Source organism: Streptomyces sp. NPDC097619, assembly GCF_040302735.1.
In the GTDB taxonomy this organism is placed as follows: Bacteria; Actinomycetota; Actinomycetes; order Streptomycetales; family Streptomycetaceae; genus Streptomyces.
This window is the reverse complement of sequence record NZ_JBEOSD010000005.1, coordinates 78,355-94,819: the sequence shown is the minus strand read 5'-3', so window position 1 is coordinate 94,819 and position 16,465 is coordinate 78,355. Positions and strand designations below refer to the sequence as shown.

General features: G+C 74.1%; 15 protein-coding genes and 1 tRNA gene. 11 read left to right on the top strand and 5 right to left on the bottom strand.

Translation table 11 applies throughout. The features are described from left to right. Nucleotides 1–6: 6 nt before the first annotated feature. Nucleotides 7–615: a 5-formyltetrahydrofolate cyclo-ligase gene (locus ABTZ17_RS02725; RefSeq protein WP_352193657.1), complete on the bottom strand. Its 609-nt coding sequence runs from the start codon at nt 613–615 to the stop codon at nt 7–9. Between the two features lie 83 nt (nt 616–698). On the opposite strand from ABTZ17_RS02725, the gene galU reads away from it, so the two are divergent. From galU to ABTZ17_RS02690, 7 genes are all read left to right on the top strand, one after another. Further along, the gene (gene galU, locus ABTZ17_RS02720) at nt 699–1,601 is read left to right on the top strand and encodes a UTP--glucose-1-phosphate uridylyltransferase GalU (RefSeq protein ID WP_352193656.1); all 903 of its coding nucleotides are present in this window, start codon (nt 699–701) and stop codon (nt 1,599–1,601) included. 4 nt (nt 1,602–1,605) lie between these two features. Next, nucleotides 1,606–2,940, top strand: a complete 1,335-nt coding sequence (gene glp / locus ABTZ17_RS02715) for a molybdotransferase-like divisome protein Glp (RefSeq protein WP_352193655.1) — start codon at nt 1,606–1,608, stop codon at nt 2,938–2,940. A 73-nt stretch (nt 2,941–3,013) separates the two neighbouring features. Then, nucleotides 3,014–3,493 (top strand): cyclic pyranopterin monophosphate synthase MoaC, encoded by a 480-nt coding sequence (moaC, locus tag ABTZ17_RS02710; protein ID WP_352193654.1) that lies wholly within the window; start codon nt 3,014–3,016, stop codon nt 3,491–3,493. Continuing rightward, a complete protein-coding gene (locus ABTZ17_RS02705; RefSeq protein WP_352193653.1) occupies nt 3,490–4,032 on the top strand; it encodes a MogA/MoaB family molybdenum cofactor biosynthesis protein in 543 nt (180 codons plus the stop codon). Before moaC ends, ABTZ17_RS02705 begins: the two co-directional genes overlap by 4 nt. After that, nucleotides 4,029–4,664, top strand: coding sequence for a GNAT family N-acetyltransferase (locus tag ABTZ17_RS02700; RefSeq protein ID WP_352193676.1), 636 nt, complete (start codon nt 4,029–4,031; stop codon nt 4,662–4,664). The genes ABTZ17_RS02705 and ABTZ17_RS02700 overlap by 4 nt, the downstream gene beginning before the upstream one ends. Before the next feature lie 145 nt (nt 4,665–4,809). Then, a complete protein-coding gene (sepX, locus tag ABTZ17_RS02695; RefSeq protein WP_352193652.1) occupies nt 4,810–5,895 on the top strand; it encodes a divisome protein SepX/GlpR in 1,086 nt (361 codons plus the stop codon). 68 nt (nt 5,896–5,963) lie between these two features. Continuing rightward, nucleotides 5,964–6,037 (top strand) — tRNA-Ala (locus tag ABTZ17_RS02690). A gap of 110 nt (nt 6,038–6,147) precedes the next feature. Here ABTZ17_RS02690 and ABTZ17_RS02685 read toward each other — a convergent pair. Both ABTZ17_RS02685 and ABTZ17_RS02680 read right to left on the bottom strand, forming a co-directional pair. Next, on the bottom strand, nt 6,148–6,429 hold the full coding sequence (locus ABTZ17_RS02685) for a DUF6355 family natural product biosynthesis protein (protein WP_352193651.1): 282 nt from the start codon (nt 6,427–6,429) through the stop codon (nt 6,148–6,150). Between the two features lie 263 nt (nt 6,430–6,692). Beyond that, complete coding sequence (locus ABTZ17_RS02680) at nt 6,693–7,187, bottom strand: GNAT family N-acetyltransferase (protein ID WP_352193650.1); 495 nt, start codon at nt 7,185–7,187, stop codon at nt 6,693–6,695. Between the two features lie 46 nt (nt 7,188–7,233). Here ABTZ17_RS02680 and ABTZ17_RS02675 point away from each other — a divergent pair, with 46 nt between their 5' ends. Further along, the gene (locus tag ABTZ17_RS02675; protein WP_352193649.1) at nt 7,234–8,037 is read left to right on the top strand and encodes an exodeoxyribonuclease III; all 804 of its coding nucleotides are present in this window, start codon (nt 7,234–7,236) and stop codon (nt 8,035–8,037) included. A 32-nt stretch (nt 8,038–8,069) separates the two neighbouring features. Here the strand turns inward: ABTZ17_RS02675 and ABTZ17_RS02670 are convergent, their stop codons facing one another. After that, the gene (locus tag ABTZ17_RS02670; protein ID WP_352193648.1) at nt 8,070–8,816 is read right to left on the bottom strand and encodes a MerR family transcriptional regulator; all 747 of its coding nucleotides are present in this window, start codon (nt 8,814–8,816) and stop codon (nt 8,070–8,072) included. 163 nt (nt 8,817–8,979) lie between these two features. Between ABTZ17_RS02670 and ABTZ17_RS02665 the strand changes: the two genes are divergently transcribed. The 3 genes from ABTZ17_RS02665 to ABTZ17_RS02655 are packed head-to-tail and all read left to right on the top strand — an operon-like array spanning nt 8,980 to nt 12,601. Beyond that, the gene (locus ABTZ17_RS02665; protein ID WP_352193647.1) at nt 8,980–10,635 is read left to right on the top strand and encodes a flavin-containing monooxygenase; all 1,656 of its coding nucleotides are present in this window, start codon (nt 8,980–8,982) and stop codon (nt 10,633–10,635) included. Beyond that, nucleotides 10,632–11,714, top strand: coding sequence for an alpha/beta fold hydrolase (locus tag ABTZ17_RS02660; protein WP_352193646.1), 1,083 nt, complete (start codon nt 10,632–10,634; stop codon nt 11,712–11,714). The genes ABTZ17_RS02665 and ABTZ17_RS02660 overlap by 4 nt, the downstream gene beginning before the upstream one ends. Further along, entirely contained in the window at nt 11,711–12,601 is an 891-nt protein-coding gene (locus ABTZ17_RS02655; protein ID WP_352193645.1) for an SDR family oxidoreductase, read from the top strand. The genes ABTZ17_RS02660 and ABTZ17_RS02655 overlap by 4 nt, the downstream gene beginning before the upstream one ends. Nucleotides 12,602–12,942: 341 nt before the next feature. Here ABTZ17_RS02655 and ABTZ17_RS02650 read toward each other — a convergent pair whose 3' ends face one another. Continuing rightward, the gene (locus ABTZ17_RS02650) at nt 12,943–16,242 is read right to left on the bottom strand and encodes a S41 family peptidase (protein ID WP_352193644.1); all 3,300 of its coding nucleotides are present in this window, start codon (nt 16,240–16,242) and stop codon (nt 12,943–12,945) included. Nucleotides 16,243–16,465 lie beyond the last annotated feature (223 nt).

Genomic DNA, 16,465 nt, shown 5'->3' with positions numbered 1-16,465 from the left:
CCCCGCTCACGCGGCGGGGAAGCGGACCACCCCCGCGGGGGTGACCACGGCCTGGACGGGGTGGTCGTGCGGTTCCTCCGGGACCCGCGCGACCACCTCGTCCGCGTAGAGGAGGACGACCAGGGCCGGGGTCGCCCCGGCCCGCTCCAGCCGGGCCAGCACCCGGTCGTACGAACCGCCGCCGCGGCCCAGCCGCATCCCGCGCCCGTCCACGGCCAGGCCGGGCAGCAGCACGGTGTCGGCGGCGGTGACGGCCGCCGGCCCCAGCCGCCCGGTCACCGGCTCCAGCAGCGTCATCTTCCCGGCCCGGCCCACCGGGGCCAGACTGTCGGGGCCCTCGTACGGGGCCCAGTCCAGGTCGTTGTCGGGGAGCAGTACCGGGAGCAGGACCCGGGTGCCGCGTTCGTGCAGCAGGTCGAGGAGGGCGCGGGTGCCCGGCTCGGAGCCCACGGAGACGTAGGCGGCCACGGTGGGGGCGGCGGCCAGCTCGGGGAGGGCCAGGGCCTGCCGGGCCAGGGCCGAGGCGGCGGTCGCGGTCTCCTCGGGGGTCAAGGCGCGGCGGGCCGTGAGCAGTTCGCGCCGGAGGTCCGATTTGACGGTTCGGTTCTGTACCACAGCTGGCTCACAAACCCCTCTAAATCAGCAGCTATTTACCGGAATCTAACCTTGCTCGCATACGCAGCGGCTATCGTGCGCCCATGACGATGTCGCACCCAGTGATCACCAAGGCTGTCATCCCGGCAGCCGGACTCGGCACCCGGTTCCTGCCGGCGACCAAGGCCACCCCCAAGGAAATGCTGCCTGTCGTCGACAAACCGGCGATCCAGTACGTGGTCGAGGAAGCCGTTTCGGCCGGTCTGACCGATGTCCTGATGATCACAGGACGTAACAAGCGGCCGTTGGAGGACCACTTCGACCGCAACTACGAGCTGGAATCCGCGTTGGCCGCCAAGGGCGACGACGACCGCCTGAAGAAGGTCCAGGAGTCCAGCGACCTGGCCACCATGCACTACGTCCGCCAGGGCGACCCGCGCGGTCTCGGCCACGCCGTGCTGTGCGCGGCCCCGCACGTGGGCCGCGAGCCCTTCGCGGTGCTCCTCGGCGACGACCTGATCGACCCGCGGGACCCGCTCCTCTCCCGGATGGTCGAGGTCCAGGCCCGCACCGGCGGCAGCGTGGTCGCCCTCATGGAGGTCGATCCGTCGCAGGTCCACCTCTACGGTTGTGCGGCCGTGGAACGGACCGACGAGGAGGACCTCGTACGAGTCACCGGACTCGTCGAGAAGCCGGACCCGTCGGAAGCTCCGAGCAATTACGCCGTCATCGGCCGCTATGTCCTCAACCCCGCCGTGTTCGACATACTGCGGGAGACCGAGCCGGGCCGCGGTGGGGAGATCCAGCTCACCGACGCCCTGCAGAAGCTTGCCGAGGACGAGACCTTCGGCGGCCCGGTGCACGGGGTGGTCTTCACCGGCCGCCGCTACGACACCGGCGACCGCGGGGACTACCTGCGGGCCATCGTGCGACTCGCCTGCGAGCGCGAGGACCTGGGCCCGGAGTTCCGGAGCTGGCTTCGCAGTTACGTCAGCGAGGAGATGTAGCACCGTGAGCAGTACCGCACCGCAGGACACCGGCCGCCCGCGCCTCTGGTCGGTGGACGAGCACCTGGCCGACATCCTCGCCGCGGTCCGCCCGCTGGAGCCGATCGAGCTCCAGCTGCCGGACGCCCAGGGCTGTGTCCTGGTCGAGGACGTCACCGTGCCCGTCGCCCTGCCGCCCTTCGACAACAGCTCCATGGACGGGTACGCCGTCCGGGTGGCCGACGTCCAGGGGGCGAGCGAGGAGTTCCCCGCGGTGCTCACGGTGATCGGGGACGTGGCGGCGGGCAGCGGCGAGCTGCCCACCGTCGGCCCCGGCCAGGCCGCCCGCATCATGACGGGGGCCCCGCTGCCGCCCGGCGCGGAGGCCGTGGTCCCCGTGGAGTGGACCGACGGCGGCACCGGCTCCGGTGCCGCCGACGGCATGACCCCGGCCAGCGCGGCCCCCGAGGGCGCCGAGGGAGAGGTCCGGGTGCACCGGGCCGCCGAGGCCCGCGCCCACGTCCGCGCCCGCGGCAGCGACGTGCAGGCCGGGGACCTCGCCCTGGCCGCGGGCACCGTCCTCGGGCCCCCGCAGATCGCCCTGCTCGCGGCCATCGGCCGCGGCACCGTCCGGGTCCGGCCCCGCCCCCGCGTGGTGGTGCTCTCCACCGGAAGCGAGCTGGTCCAGCCCGGCGAACCCCTCACCGAGGGCCGCATCTACGACTCCAACAGCTTCGCCCTGGCCGCCGCCGCCCGGGACGCCGGAGCCATCTCCTACCGGGTCGGCGCCGTCGCCGACGACGCCGAGACCCTGCGCTCCACCATCGAGGACCAGCTGATCCGCGCCGACCTCCTGGTCACCACCGGCGGGGTCAGCGTCGGCGCCTACGACGTGGTCAAGGAGGCCCTCTCCGAGGTCGGCTCCGAGGACGAGGACGGCGCGGGCGGCGGCGTCGACTTCCGCCGGCTCGCCATGCAGCCCGGCAAGCCGCAGGGCTTCGGCTCCGTCGGCCCCGACCACACCCCCCTGCTGGCCCTGCCCGGCAACCCGGTCTCCTCGTACGTCTCCTTCGAGTTGTTCGTACGGCCCGCGATCCGCGCCCTGATGGGTCTGACCGACCTGCACCGCCCGGTGGTCCGGGCCGAGCTGCGCGCCGAGAAGGGCTTCACCTCCCCGGCCGGCCGGCGCCAGTTCCTGCGCGGCACCTACGACGCCGAGGCGGGCACGGTCTCCCCGGTCGGCGGGTCCGGTTCGCACCTGATCGCGGCACTCGCGCACGCGGACTGCCTGTTCGTGGTCCCGGAGGACACCACGTCGGTGGAGCCGGGCACCGCACTGGACGTGGTCCTGCTCGGCTGACCCCGCCCCGGTGCGGGTAGCGTGTTGCACCACACAGGCCCTTGCGGGGCCCTGAGCGGGAGCGGCACAGCACATGAGTACCCAGAGCAGGCTGACCCACATCGACGAGGCGGGCGCGGCCCGGATGGTGGACGTGTCCGGCAAGGACGTCACCACCCGCACCGCCCGCGCCAGCGGACGGGTCCTGGTGTCGCCCCGGGTGATCGAACTGCTGCGGGGCGAGGGCGTACCGAAGGGCGACGCCCTCGCCACCGCGCGGATCGCCGGGATCATGGGGGCCAAGAAGACCCCCGACCTCATCCCGCTCTGCCACCCCCTCGCCGTCTCCGGCGTGAAGGTGGAGCTGTCGGTGGCCGACGACGCCGTGGAGATCCTGGCCACCGTGAAGACCACCGACCGCACGGGCGTGGAGATGGAGGCCCTGACCGCCGTCGCCGTCGCCGGCCTCACCGTCGTCGACATGGTCAAGGCCGTGGACAAGGGCGCCGTCATCACCGACGTCCGCGTGGAGGAGAAGACCGGCGGCAAGTCCGGTGACTGGAGCCGGGCGTGAGCCCGCACCCCGACCCGGTCCCCGGGGCGGAGCCCGCCGAACCGGCCCCCCGCGGCCTGGTCGTCACCGCCTCGAACCGGGCCTCCGCCGGCGTGTACGCCGACCGCGGCGGGCCGCTGCTCGCCGAGGCCCTGACCCGCCTCGGATTCCGGGTGGACGGGCCAGTCGTGGTCCCGGACGGGGATCCCGTGGAGCGGGCCCTGCGCGACGGGGTCGCCGCGGGCTACCAGGTCATCCTCACCACCGGCGGCACCGGCATCTCGCCCACGGACCGCACCCCCGACGCCACCGCCCGGGTCATCGACTACGAGGTCCCCGGCATCCCGCAGGCCATCCGCGCCGAGGGGCTGGCGAAGGTCCCCACCGCCGCGCTCTCCCGGGGGCTGGCCGGCGTCGCGGGCCGCACCCTCATCGTCAACCTGCCCGGCTCCACCGGCGGGGTCCGCGACGGCCTGGCCGTCCTCGAACGCATCCTGCCGCACGCCGTGGACCAGCTCCGCGGCGGCGACCATCCCCGACCCGCAGGGAGCCCGAGCTGAACGGCCCCTCCTGGCCCGCGGTGCTGGCGGACGGACCCGTCCTGCTGCGCCCGATAAAGCTGCGCGACCAGTCCGCCTGGCGCGAGGTGAACCGGCGCAACCGTGAGTGGCTGCGCCCCTGGGAGGCGACCGTCCCGCCGCCCGCCCCCTGGGGCCCGGTGGTCCAGCGGCCCACCTACCGCCAGATGGTCCGGCACCTGAGGGCCGAGGCGAACGCGGGGCGCATGCTGCCCTTCGTCATCGAGTACGAGGGCCGGCTCGTCGGGCAGTTGACGGTGGCCGGCATCACCTGGGGATCGATGTGCGCGGGGCACGTCGGCTACTGGGTGGACCGGGAGGTCGCCGGGCGCGGGGTGATGCCCACGGCGGTGGCCCTGGCCGTGGACCACTGCTTCCGCACCGTCGGTCTGCACCGCGTCGAAGTCTGCATTCGGCCCGAGAACGGGCCCAGCAAGCGCGTGGTGGAAAAGCTCGGATTCCGCCCCGAGGGCCTGCGGCCGCGCTATCTCCACATCGACGGCGCCTGGCGGGACCACCTGGTCTTCGCCCTCACCGCCGAAGAGGTCCCCGAGGGGCTGCTGCGCCGGTGGCACCGCAGGCAGGAGGACGGGCGGTCGGAGGACAGCCGATAATGAAAAATCTGTTCGAATTCAGTACCCATTCATCCATAAACTGATCCGAAGAATCACAAAAAAAGTCCGTGATATCAGCCAGATCGTGCGACACACCGGCCCAATTGGCGGATGCCGTCGCTCGGATCCCTCTACGGTGTGAGATGTGAGCAGCAGCGGCCTCATCTACGCAGTCATTGTCGGGGCCTGGGCCGCCTACCTGGTGCCCATGTGGCTCCGGAGGCAGGACGAGCTGAACGAAGCTCGGCCGACGGAACGCTTCTCCACCGCCATCCGACTCCTGTCGGGACGGGCGGGCATGGAGCGCCGTTACGCCAAGGACCTGCGTGAGCGCGATGCGGGGGCGGAACCCGGCGGACACCCGGACGCCGTCGTCACGGAAGCGATCGATTCCGTGGACGTCGACGACCGGGCCCCAGCCATGCCCCCGACCCGGACGGATCCCGCGCGCGCGAGCGCGGCCGCCGCGGGGGCGGAGGCGGCCGAACGGGCCCGGCGCCAGCGGTCGCAGGTCCTGGCCCGCCGCCGCCGCACCACCGCCGTCCTCTTCCTCGCCTTCACCCTGGGCGCCGTGGTCGCCGCCGTCGGCGGACTCCACCTGCTCTGGGTCCCCGGCATCCCGGCCGTCCTGCTCAGCGGGTACATCGCACACCTGCGGGTGCAGGAGCGCCGCCGGTTCGCCTTCACCATGGACCGGCGCCGCGCCGAGGCCGCGGCCCGGAGCCTGCGCGAGAACCGCTCCCGGCAGCGCGAGCCCGAACCGGCCGCGCAGGCCGTGGCCGAACCCGAGCCGGCGCCCCTGGTCTCCCCGCAGGAGGCGGGCCGCCGCGCCCTGGTCGAGCAGACCGACCACGCCGAGTGGGTGGACCAGCAGCGCGAGCGGGAGCGCGGACCGGCCCGCGGGGACAGCTGGGAGCCCGTACCGGTCCCGCTGCCCACGTACGTGACCGCCCCCGTCGCCCCGCGCGCCTCCGGCCCCGCCGAGTCCTGGAGCTCCGCCCGCTCCAGCACCGCGGAGCCCACCGAGCCCCGACTGCGCGCCCAGCCGCACGGCGCCCCGCCGCCGCAGGTCTCGTCCCCGTCGCAGTCGTCGCCGGACGGGGCTCCGGCGGAGGTCGCCGCGGACGGAGCCCGTCGCCCGGTGGACCGCCGCCGTCCCCGTGACCGCGGGCGCACCCCGCTGTTCGACCAGTTCGAGTCCGAGGACCGTCCGCGGGCCGCGAACGAGTAACGCATGACCTGCGCGGATACCGATTTTTGGATCCGCCGACGGGGATGCTAATGTTTCACACGTCGCAAGGGCCTGTGGCGCAGTCTGGTAGCGCACCTCGTTCGCATCGAGGGGGTCTGGGGTTCAAATCCCCACAGGTCCACAGACGATGGAAGCCCCACCCGGTCTCTGACCGGGTGGGGCTTCCGCCTTTCCGGGGAGGGGTCGGGCCCCGGCGAGGCGGCCGCTGACGGAGCGGCGGGTGAGCACCGGTCAGCAGGTGCGGCCCACGTACCAAGCCCCGTCGATCTTGCTCGCGGAGCCCAGCCAGGTGTTGCCCGGGCCCACGCACTTCTCGTAGTTCGGGCCCCAGACCTCGACCTCGATGATCACCCGGGAACCGTCACTGGTGCAGTGGTTGTACCAGGCGTCGCTGCTGGTCTCGAAGAAGCCGCAGGGGTCGGCGACGGCCGGGGTGGCCGTGACCGTGCCGAGGCCGAAGAGGAGGGCGGCGGCGCCGGTGACGGCGGCGAGGGAGCGGGCTGCTGCGCGCATGTGACTCTCCTGGGTGCGTGTCCGCGGGCACGGGTGTGCGGGTGCGGGTGGGTGGGTGTGGACGCGCCGGATTCCACGCGGAGGGCGCGGGCGGGGCGTCACGATGTGTACACGGAGAGTCTGTCGGTGGACACGGTGCGTAGTCACGCGGTGTCGCTCGTACGAGCGAATCGGTTCACCGGATCCGGTCGGGGTGGGTTTGGGGTGGGGTGGGGTGGTTCATCAAGCGGGGATCGGGGGTGGGCGGCGCGCCTCGGGCGGGGCTACGGGTGCAGGGGCTTGGCCATGCAGCGGCTGGAGTCGTAGTCGCGGTAGAGGCCGAACTTGGAGCAGAAGGTGTAGCCGGCGGAGAGGTACAGGGCGATGGCCTCCGGCTGTTGGTCGCCGGTCTCCAGAACCATGCGGGTGCGGCCGGCGGCGCGGGCGTCGGTCTCCAGGGCGGTGAGGATGCGGCGGGCGAGGCCGCGGCCGCGGGCTTCCGGGACCACGTACATCCGCTTGATCTCGGCGTCGCCGTCGGAGTAGCCCTCCTCGTTCTTCTCCTGGGAGCGCCAGGCGCCGCTGGCCACGGGGGTGCCGTCGGGGTCGTAGGCGAGCAGGTAGAGGCCGTGCGGGGCCAGGAACATGGCGGGGTCCAGGGGGGTGGCGTCGCCCTCGCCCTGGTAGCGCTCCTGGTACTCCAGCTGGACCCGGTCGTCGAGCGCGACCGCGTCCGGGTGGTCGTAGGTGGTGGTCTGCAGTTCGGTCCCGTTCGGCATTCGAACATCGTACGGAAGCGGGAAAGGACGGAGGTATGGTGCCGGGATGCTCACCGTGACCTCCGTGAATGTGAATGGGATCCGTGCCGCCGCCAAGAAGGGCTTCGTGCCCTGGCTGACCGGGACGGACGCCGACGTGGTCCTCCTCCAGGAGGTCCGGGCCGAGGAGGGGCAGGTGCCGGAGGAGGTGCGGGCCCCCGAGGGCTGGCACACCGTCTTCGCGCCGGCCGCGGCCAAGGGGCGGGCCGGGGTGGCCGTGTACACGCGCCGGGCCCCGGAGCGGGTGCGGGTCGGGTTCGGCAGCGAGGAGTTCGACTCCGCCGGCCGCTACCTGGAGGTCGACCTGCCGGGCGTGACCGTCGCCAGCCTGTACCTGCCCTCCGGTGAGGCGGGCACCGAGAAGCAGGACGAGAAGTACCGCTTCATGGGCGAGTTCCTGGAGTACCTGACCGCCCTCAAGGCGCGGGCCGCGGCCGACGGCCGGGAGGTGCTGGTCTGCGGGGACTGGAACATCTGCCACGAAGAGGCGGACCTCAAGAACTGGAAGACCAACCGCAAGAGCGCGGGCTTCCTGCCCGAGGAGCGGGAGTGGCTGGGCAAGGTCTACGACCCGGCCCACGCCGGGTACGTGGACGTGGTCCGCGCCCTGAACCCGGACACCACGGGCCCGTACTCCTGGTGGTCCTACCGCGGTCGGGCCTTCGACAACGACGCGGGCTGGCGGATCGACCTGCACGTGGCCACCCCGGGGCTGGCCGCGCGGGCCGTGAAGGCGCTGGTGGAGCGGGCGGAGACGCATCCGGAGCGCTGGTCCGACCACGCGCCGGTCACGGTGGTCTACGGCCCCTGAGCCCCGTCGCGGTCCGTCGCGGGGCGGGCGGCTCAGGCCGCCGGCTCCGCCTGGTCCCCGCGCAGCAGACGGTCCATGGCCATGGACAGCTCGGCCTCGACCACGCTCTTGGCCAGCGGGCGCAGCCGGTCCACGGCGGCCGCCGGGTCCGCGCCGTCGGCCGACAGGTGGGTGGCGACCAGCTCGCCGAAGAGCCGGGCCATGGCGTCCGCGTGCTCGCGGACCCGGCGGCCCGCCTCCAGCACGGCGGCCAGCGGCACGCCCTCGCGGACCAGGGCCGAGGAGACGTCCAGCAGCCGGCGGCTGACGTGCACGATCTCGTCCCCGTCGGTGGCCAGGTAGCCCAGCTCCAGGGAGGCGGCCAGGTTCTCCGGGGTGACCTCGCCCTCGAAGTAGTCGGCGAGGGCCTCCGGGGTGAGGCGGACCGGGGTCTCCTCGGTCCAGTCGAGCCCGCCGGTGGTCGTGGACAGGCCCAGCAGGGCGCCCAGCTGTCCGAGGTCGCGGCCGTTCTCGAAGGCCGCCGTCAGCTCCGCGATCCCGCCGAGGGTGTGGCCCCGCTCAAGGAGGGCGGTGATGGTGCGCAGACGGGCCAGGTGGTGCTCGTCGTACCAGGCGATGCGGCCCTCGCGGCGGGGCGGCGGGAGCAGTTTGCGCTCGCGGTAGAAGCGCAGGGTGCGGACGGGGATCCCGGCCGCCTCGGCCAGTTCCTCCGTCCGGTACGCGCGGGCTCCGCCCGGTACGGTGCCGTCCGGTCCGCTGCGTTCTTCGTCTTCCGCCACGCCCGCAGCCTAGGCGAGGCGGCCGCGGGGGGCGCATACCGCGGGTAACTTTCCGCGCGTGACCCCTACCCATGAGTACGCGGCTGCTCTACGCTCCCAACCGTGCCAGTGATTGCTGGCAGTGTCGTGGTACTCGGGACAGGGACTGCGGGAGGGCGTGGGCATGGCAGAGCAGGGAGGCCGGCGCGAGCACGTACGCGTGGCGGTGATCGGATCGGGATTCGGCGGACTGGGAGCCGCGGTCCGGTTGCGCCGCGAGGGCATCACCGACTTCGTCGTCCTGGAGCGCGCCGACTCCGTGGGCGGCACCTGGCGCGACAACAGCTATCCGGGGTGCGCCTGCGACGTGCCCTCACACCTGTACTCCTTCTCCTTCGCCCCGAACCCCGACTGGCCCCGGACCTTCTCCGGCCAGCGGCACATCAGGGCCTACCTGGAGCAGGTCGCGGACACCTTCGGGCTGCGCCGGCACATCCGGCTCGACACCGAGGTCCGGATGATGCGGTGGAACGCCGAGGAGCTGTACTGGGAGATCGAGACCTCCACCGGGGACCTGATCGCCGACGTGGTCGTCTCCGCCACCGGGCCGCTCTCCGACCCGAAGATGCCGGAGATCCCCGGCCTCGCCGAATTCCCCGGCAAGGTCTTCCACTCGGCCCGCTGGGACCACGACTACGACCTGCGCGGCAAGCGCGTGGCGATGGTCGGCACCGGGGCCTCCGCCATCCAGATCGTCCCGGCCATCGCCGGCGAGACCGAACGGCTCACCCTCTTCCAGCGCACGCCCCCCTGGGTGCTGCCCCGCACCGACCGGGCCATCTCCGGCGCCGAACGCTGGCTGCACCGCCAGCTGCCCTTCACCCGGGCCGCCCGCCGCGGCCTGCTGTGGGGCATCCGCGAGCTCCAGGTCGGCGCCTTCACCAAGCACCCGAACCAGCTCGGCTGGATCGAGTCCCTGGCCAAGGCCAACATGGCCCGCTCCATCAAGGACCCGGCGCTGCGCGCCAAGCTGACCCCGGACTACCGGATCGGCTGCAAGCGCATCCTGCTCTCCAGCGAGTACTACCCGGCCCTGGCCCGCCCGAATGTGGACCTGGTCGCCTCCGGACTCAAGGAGATCCGCGGGAACACCCTGGTCGCCGCCGACGGCACCGAGACCGAGGTCGACGCGATCATCTTCGGCACCGGCTTCCACGTCACCGACATGCCCATCGCCGACCGCGTCGTGGGCGCCGCGGGCGAGACCCTCGCCGAGACCTGGAAGGACGGCATGCAGGCGCTCCGCGGCGCCACCGCCGCCGGGTTCCCCAACTGGATGACGATCATCGGCCCCAACACGGGGCTGGGCAACAGCTCGATGATCCTCATGATCGAGTCCCAGCTGAACTACATGGCCGACTACCTGCGCCAGCTCGGCCTCCTCGGCGGCCGGGCCGCCCTGGCCGCCCGCCCCTCCGCCGTGCACACCTGGAACCGCCGGGTCCAGGACCGCATGACCCGCACCGTTTGGAACACCGGCGGCTGCACCAGCTGGTACCTGGACTCCAGCGGCCGCAACACCACCGTCTGGCCCGGCACCACCGGCGAGTTCCGGCGCGCCGTCCGCACCGTGGACCTCGGCGAGTACGAGATCGTGCGGCACCGGGACCGCGAACGGCCCACCGGCCGGGCCCTGCCCGCCCAGGCCGCGAAGACCGACGGGACCGGGCGGACCGACCGCACGGACGGCCCCGCCGGCCGGACCCGCAAGTCACCCGCCACCGCCCGCACCACCACCCCCGCCGCCGGTACGGACGCACCGGCGGAGGGCGCCGCGTGAGCCGCCTGACGCACGTCACCGAAGGCCCCTACAGCCCGCCCCCCGCCCGCCGCGAAAGCGTCGCGGTCTCCGCCGACGGCGCCCGGCTGCACGTGGAGGAACACGGGGACGAGGACGCCCCCGCCGTGGTCCTGGCCCACGGCTGGACCTGCTCCACCGCCTTCTGGGCCGCGCAGATCCGCGCCCTCGCCCCCGACCACCGGGTCATCGCCTACGACCAGCGCGGCCACGGCCGCAGCCCGGCCGCCTCCACCCACAGCACCACCGCCCTCGCCGACGACCTGGCCGCCGTGCTCCGCACCACCCTCGCCCCCGGGCAGCGGGCCGTCATCGCGGGCCACTCCATGGGCGGCATGACCCTCATGGCCGCCGCCGACCGCCCCGAGCTCACCGAACACGCCGCCGCCCTGCTGCTGTGCTCCACCGGCAGCGCCCGGCTCACCGCCGAGGCCACCGTGCTGCCGCTGCGCCCCGGCCCGCTGCGCACCCGCCTCACCCGGGCCGTGCTCGGCTCCCGGGCCCCGCTGGGCCCGGTCACCCCGGTGGCCCGGGCCGTGCTCAAGTACGCCACCATGGCGCCCGGCACCGCCCCCGAGCGGGTAGCGGCCTGCGCCCGGATCGTGCACGCCTGCCCCGCCAAGGTCCGGCACGCCTGGTCCGAGGTCCTCGCGGAGCTCGACCTCGACGCGGGGGTGCGGGACCTGCGGATGCCCGTGGCCGTACTGGCCGGCACCGCCGACCGGCTGACCCCGGTCGCCCACGCCCGGGCCCTGGCGGCCGCCCTGCCGCGGTGCGTGGGACTGACGGAACTCACCGGCGCCGGACACATGACCCCGGTCGAGGCCCCGGAGGCCGTCACCGCGGCCATCGTCGGGCTGGTCCGCGACCACCTGGCACCCGGACCCGCGGCCCGACCGGAGCCGGCGGGACGGGCGGAAGGGGCGCAACGGGCGGACCATACGGAGCGGACGCACGGAACAGGGCGCACAGAGGACGGCAGGGCCCCCGAGGCCGCCGAGGACACCGAGAAGGCGGGGCGGGCCGTACCGGCCGAGACCGCCGAGAAGGAGACGCCGTGAGCACGCGGAACAGTCTGGAAGGCCAGGTCGCCGTCGTCACCGGGGCGGCCCGCGGCGTCGGCGAACTGCTGGCCCGCAAGCTCTCCGCCCGGGGTGCCAGGGTGGCCCTGGTCGGCCTGGAGCCCGAGGCCCTGAAGGAGGTCTCGGAGCGGCTGCACACCGACAGCGCGTACTGGTTCGCCGACGTCACCGACCACGAGGCCATGGCCCGCGTCGCCGAGGAGGTCAAGCAGCGCTTCGGCAAGGTGGACGTGGTCGTCGCCAACGCCGGGGTCGCCGCGGGCGGACCCTTCGGACAGGACGACCCGGCGGCCTGGCGCCGCGTCATCGAGGTCAACCTGATCGGCAGCGCCGTCACCGCCCGCGCCTTCCTGCCCGTGCTCTCCGAGAGCCGCGGCTACTTCCTCCAGATCGCCTCGCTGGCGGCGATGACCCCCGCCCCGATGATGAGCGCCTACTGCGCCTCCAAGTCGGGGGTGGAAGCCTTCGCGCACTGCCTGCGCGCCGAGGTCGCGCACAAGGGGGTACGGGTCGGGGTCGGCTACCTGTCCTGGACCGACACCGACATGGTGCGCGGGGCCGACCAGAACGACGTGATGAGGGAACTGCGCGGACGGCTCCCCTGGCCCGCCAACCGCACCTACCCGCTGAGCCCGGCCGTGGACCGGATCGTCGCCGGGATCGAACGCCGCTCCGCGCACGTGTACGCGCAGGCGTGGCTGCGGGGCATGCAGGGGCTCCGCGGCTACCTGCCCGGGTTCATCGCCCTCGGCGGACAGCGGGAGATGAAGCGCTTCGGCCCGCGGCTCGGCGAGGCCCCGCAGGGGCTGGTCGGGGCCGGGGGAGCGGCCGACGAGCGGGAGCGGGCCCCGCGGCCGACCGGCTGACGGCGACGGTCGGACCGACCGGAAGGGGCGGGAGCGGGCGGCCGGACCGCGCTCGCGCCAGCGGTCGGCCGGCTCGCCGCTGATCGACGTGCGGGCCCGCGGACCCCGTGCCACGCTGGACGGAGCCCGTCCCTCCGTATGCGAGCGGCGACGGGGGGACGGGCTTCGCACACCGTCCCGAGGCGGGGAGGGCCGGCAGGCCCCGGCTTCCCCGCGGGGCGCCGCCCGACTGCTACCGGGATCGCACACGGCGCCCCCGACGACTGGGCCCCGGAACACCGCACACCGACGTGTGCGGCCTCCGGGGCCCTGTCGCGCATCCGGGCCCCCGCCCCGCCCCCTCAGGCGCGGGGCGGCAGCGGCGGGCGGCGGCGGTCGGGCACGTCGGTGTAGCCGGGCGGTGTGGCCGCCTCGTGCCGCTCCAGCAGCTCCAGCGCCACGGTCACGGCGTCGTCGAGCTGGGCGTGCCGGCCCTCGGCCCAGTCCAGCGGGGTCCGCAGCACCGCGAGATCGGGCTCCACCCCGTGGTTCTCCACCGACCAGCCGTACTCGGGGAACCAGGCCGCGTTCATCGGCACCGTGATCACCGTGCCGTCCCCGAGGGTGTGCCGGCCGGTCATGCCCACCACCCCGCCCCAGGTGCGCTGGCCCACCACCGGGCCCAGGCCCAGCAGTTTGAAGGCCGCGGTGATCATGTCACCGTCGGAGGAGGTGGCCTCGTCGGCGAGGGCCACCACCGGGCCGCGCGGGGCGTTCGAGGCGTAGCTGACGGCCTGGGCGTTGCGGGTGAGGTCCCAGCCGAGGATCCGCCGGGTCAGCTTCTCCACCACCAGCTCGCTGATGTGCCCGCCCGCGTTGCCGCGGACGTCCACGATCAGGGCCGGCCGGGAGACCTCCAACCGCAGGTCGCGGTTGAACTGCGCCCAGCCGGAGCCGCCCATGTCGGGGATGTGCAGGTATCCGCAGCGGCCCCCGCTGATCTCGCGGACCACCGCCCGGCGCTTGGCCACCCAGTCCTGGTAGCGCAGCGGACGTTCGTCCACGAGCGGGACCACCGCGACCCGGCGGGCCCGGCCCTCGCCCTCGGCGGGGGTGAAGGTCAACTCCACGGTGGTGCCGCCCGCGGCGGCCAGCAGCGGGTACGGGCCCGCCACCGGATCCACCGGCCGGCCGTCCACGTGGGTGAGGACGGCGCCCTCCCGGATCCCGGAACCGGCCAGCGGGGAACGGGCCTTGGAGTCGGAGGAATCACCGGGCAGGATCCGCTTCACCATCCACTGGCCGTCCCGGCAGACCAGGTTGGCGCCGAGCAGGCCCATGGCGCGTTGGTAGTGCGGGGGGCCCTCGTTGCGGCGGGCCGGGGCCACGTAGGCGTGGGAGGTGCCCAGCTCGCCGAGGACCTCGCGGAGCAGGTCGGCGAAGTCGTCGGGGGAGGCGACCCGTTCGACCAGGGGACGGTACTGCGCCAGCACCCCGTCCCAGTCGATCCCGCACATCTGCGGCTCCCAGAAGTAGGCCCGGATCAGCCGCCCGGCCTCCTCGAAGGCCCCCCGCCACTCCGCGGCCGGGTCCGCCTCGTGGAGGATGCGACGCATGTCCAGGTAGACGGTGGCGTCCCCGTCGCCCGACTCGGTGGCGGGCACCGCCCGCAGCTCCCCGTCGTCGTTGAGGACGAGCCGGCTGCCGTCCCCGCTCGCGGCGAACCAGTCGAGCCCGGAGGCCAGTTCCGTCTTGCGGGCCTTGGTGATGTCGAAGTGCTCCAGGGTGGGCTTGCCGGAGGTGTCGGCCGGGTTGGCGAAGGTCTCGCCGAGGGCACCCGAGATCGGCCAGCGCAGCCAGACCAGGCCGCCGCCGCTGACCGGGTGCAGGGCGGAGTACTTGGACGCGGACACCGGGAACGGCGTCACCCTGCTCTCCAGGCCCTCCGCCTCCACGGTGACCGCGCCGCCGTCCCCGCCCGGTTCACCCTCCAACGGGTCCAGTCCGCCGGCGGCGGGGCGGCCGTCGGGGGACAGGGCGAAGGGGGAGGGGGTGGCCGAGGAGAGCGGGACCAGGTACGGGCGGCAGCCCAGCGGGAAGGAGAGGTCCCCGGTGTGCACGTCGTACACCGGGTCGAAGCCGCGCCAGGAGAGGAAGGCCAGGTAGCGGCCGTCGCGGGTGAAGACCGGGTTCTCGTCCTCGAATCGTCCGTTGGTGACGTCCACGACGGTACGGGCCCCGGGGCCGGAGATCCGGGCCATCTTGATCTGCCGCAGGGAACGGCCGATGCCCGGGTGCGACCAGGTCAGCCAGGTCCCGTCGGGGGAGAAGGCGAGGTCGGTCACGGGCCCGTTGACCGACCGGATCAGCTCGCTGACCTCGCCGTTGGACTCCTCGGTGGCGTCCACGAGCAGCAGCCGCCCGTCGTGGGAGGCGATGGCCAGGCGCTCCCCCTCCGGGTCGGCGACCAGCTCCAGGACCCGGCCCAGCTCCCCGGCGGCCAGCCGGCGCGGTTCGCGGTCCCCGCTGGCCCTCGGCAGGTAGGCGATCTCGACGGCGTCCTCGCCCTCGGCGTCCGTCACGTACGCCACCTGGCCGCCACTGCCCAGCATCTCGGGCAGCCGGACCCGTACCCCCGGGGTGTCGGCGATGGTGCGGGCGGGGCCGTCGCGGTGGGTCAGCCAGTACAGGCTGCCGCGGACGGTCACGGCGCTGGCCCGGCCGGTGGCGTCCACGCTGAGCCCTTCCACGTGGTGCGCGGCGGGCACCGAGTACGTGCGGCGGCCGGCGCGCGGCCCGCCCAGCTCCACCGCGAGCCGGCGCGGGCGGGAGTCCGGGGCCAGGGAGTCCACCAGCCACAGCTCGCCGGCGCACTGGTAGACCACGCGGGTGCCGTCGGAGGAGGCGTGCCGGGCGTAGAAGGTGTCGTGGTCGGTGTGCCGGAGCAGTCCGGTGCCGTCGGGCAGGCACGAGTAGAGGTTGCCGGTGCCCTCGTGGTCGGAGAGGAAGGCGATCCGGTCGCCGACGAACATGGGGCTGTCCAGGTGGCCGCCCAGCTCGGGCAGGAGGCGTTCGCCGTGCAGCCACAGCCGGCCGGTGGCACCGCCGCGGTAGCGCTTCCAGGCCGCCGGCTCGTGCGGGGGCTTGCCGCTGAGGAGCAGGGTGCGGCGGTCCGGCGGGTCCTCCGGGCCGGCGGCGGGGTCGTCGCGGAGGGCGATGGCGCTCACCGGGCCCCACGGCAGCCGGCCGCCGGGGCTGCCGTCCGTGGGGAGCCGGTAGGCCCAGGAGAAGTAGGAGAACGGCTGGCCGTGGGAGGAGACGGCCAGGATGTCGCTGCGGCCGTCCTCGCCCGGCGGGGTCCACCCGCAGACCCGGGTGTCGGTGGACCCCCAGTAGGTGAGGCGGCGGGCCGGGCCGCCGCCGACGGGGGCGAGGTGGATCTCCGGGTCGAGGCTGCGCCAGGTGGTGAAGGCGATGTGGCGGCCGTCGGGGGAGAACCGGGGGTGTCCGACCCGGGTCCGGTCCACGGTGAGCCGCCAGGCGCGGCCGGGGGTGACGCCGTCGGGGACCAGGGGGGCCACCCAGAGGTCGTCCTCGGCGGCGAAGCAGAGGAGGTCGGCGTGGAGGTGCGGGAACCGGAGGTAGGCGGGGTCGTGGCTCACCTCCTCATGCTTTCCGCGGGGTGGGGGTGCGGCAACTCGTACGGGGGTTCCCGTACCGGTGATTTCGGGTGCGGGGTGCGGGGTGCGGGTGGGCCCCGGCGGGTGGGGGGGGTGTGGCGGGGCGGTCGGGTCGGCTCGGGCCGGTGGGCACGGGGCTCCGCCCCGGACCCCGCGCCTCGATCGCCGGCGGGGCTGGATTTCGGTGCCCCTGGGATTTTTCGGC

Excerpts from the sequence above, each read along its gene's own strand:
- galU (WP_352193656.1), top strand. The coding sequence starts at position 699 with ATGACGATGTCGCACCCAGTGATCACCAAGGCTGTCATCCCGGCAGCC.
- moaC (WP_352193654.1), top strand. The coding sequence starts at position 3,014 with ATGAGTACCCAGAGCAGGCTGACCCACATCGACGAGGCGGGCGCGGCC.
- ABTZ17_RS02685 (WP_352193651.1), bottom strand. The coding sequence starts at position 6,429 with ATGCGCGCAGCAGCCCGCTCCCTCGCCGCCGTCACCGGCGCCGCCGCC.
- ABTZ17_RS02680 (WP_352193650.1), bottom strand. The coding sequence starts at position 7,187 with ATGCCGAACGGGACCGAACTGCAGACCACCACCTACGACCACCCGGAC.
- ABTZ17_RS02675 (WP_352193649.1), top strand. The coding sequence starts at position 7,234 with ATGCTCACCGTGACCTCCGTGAATGTGAATGGGATCCGTGCCGCCGCC.
- ABTZ17_RS02665 (WP_352193647.1), top strand. The coding sequence starts at position 8,980 with ATGGCAGAGCAGGGAGGCCGGCGCGAGCACGTACGCGTGGCGGTGATC.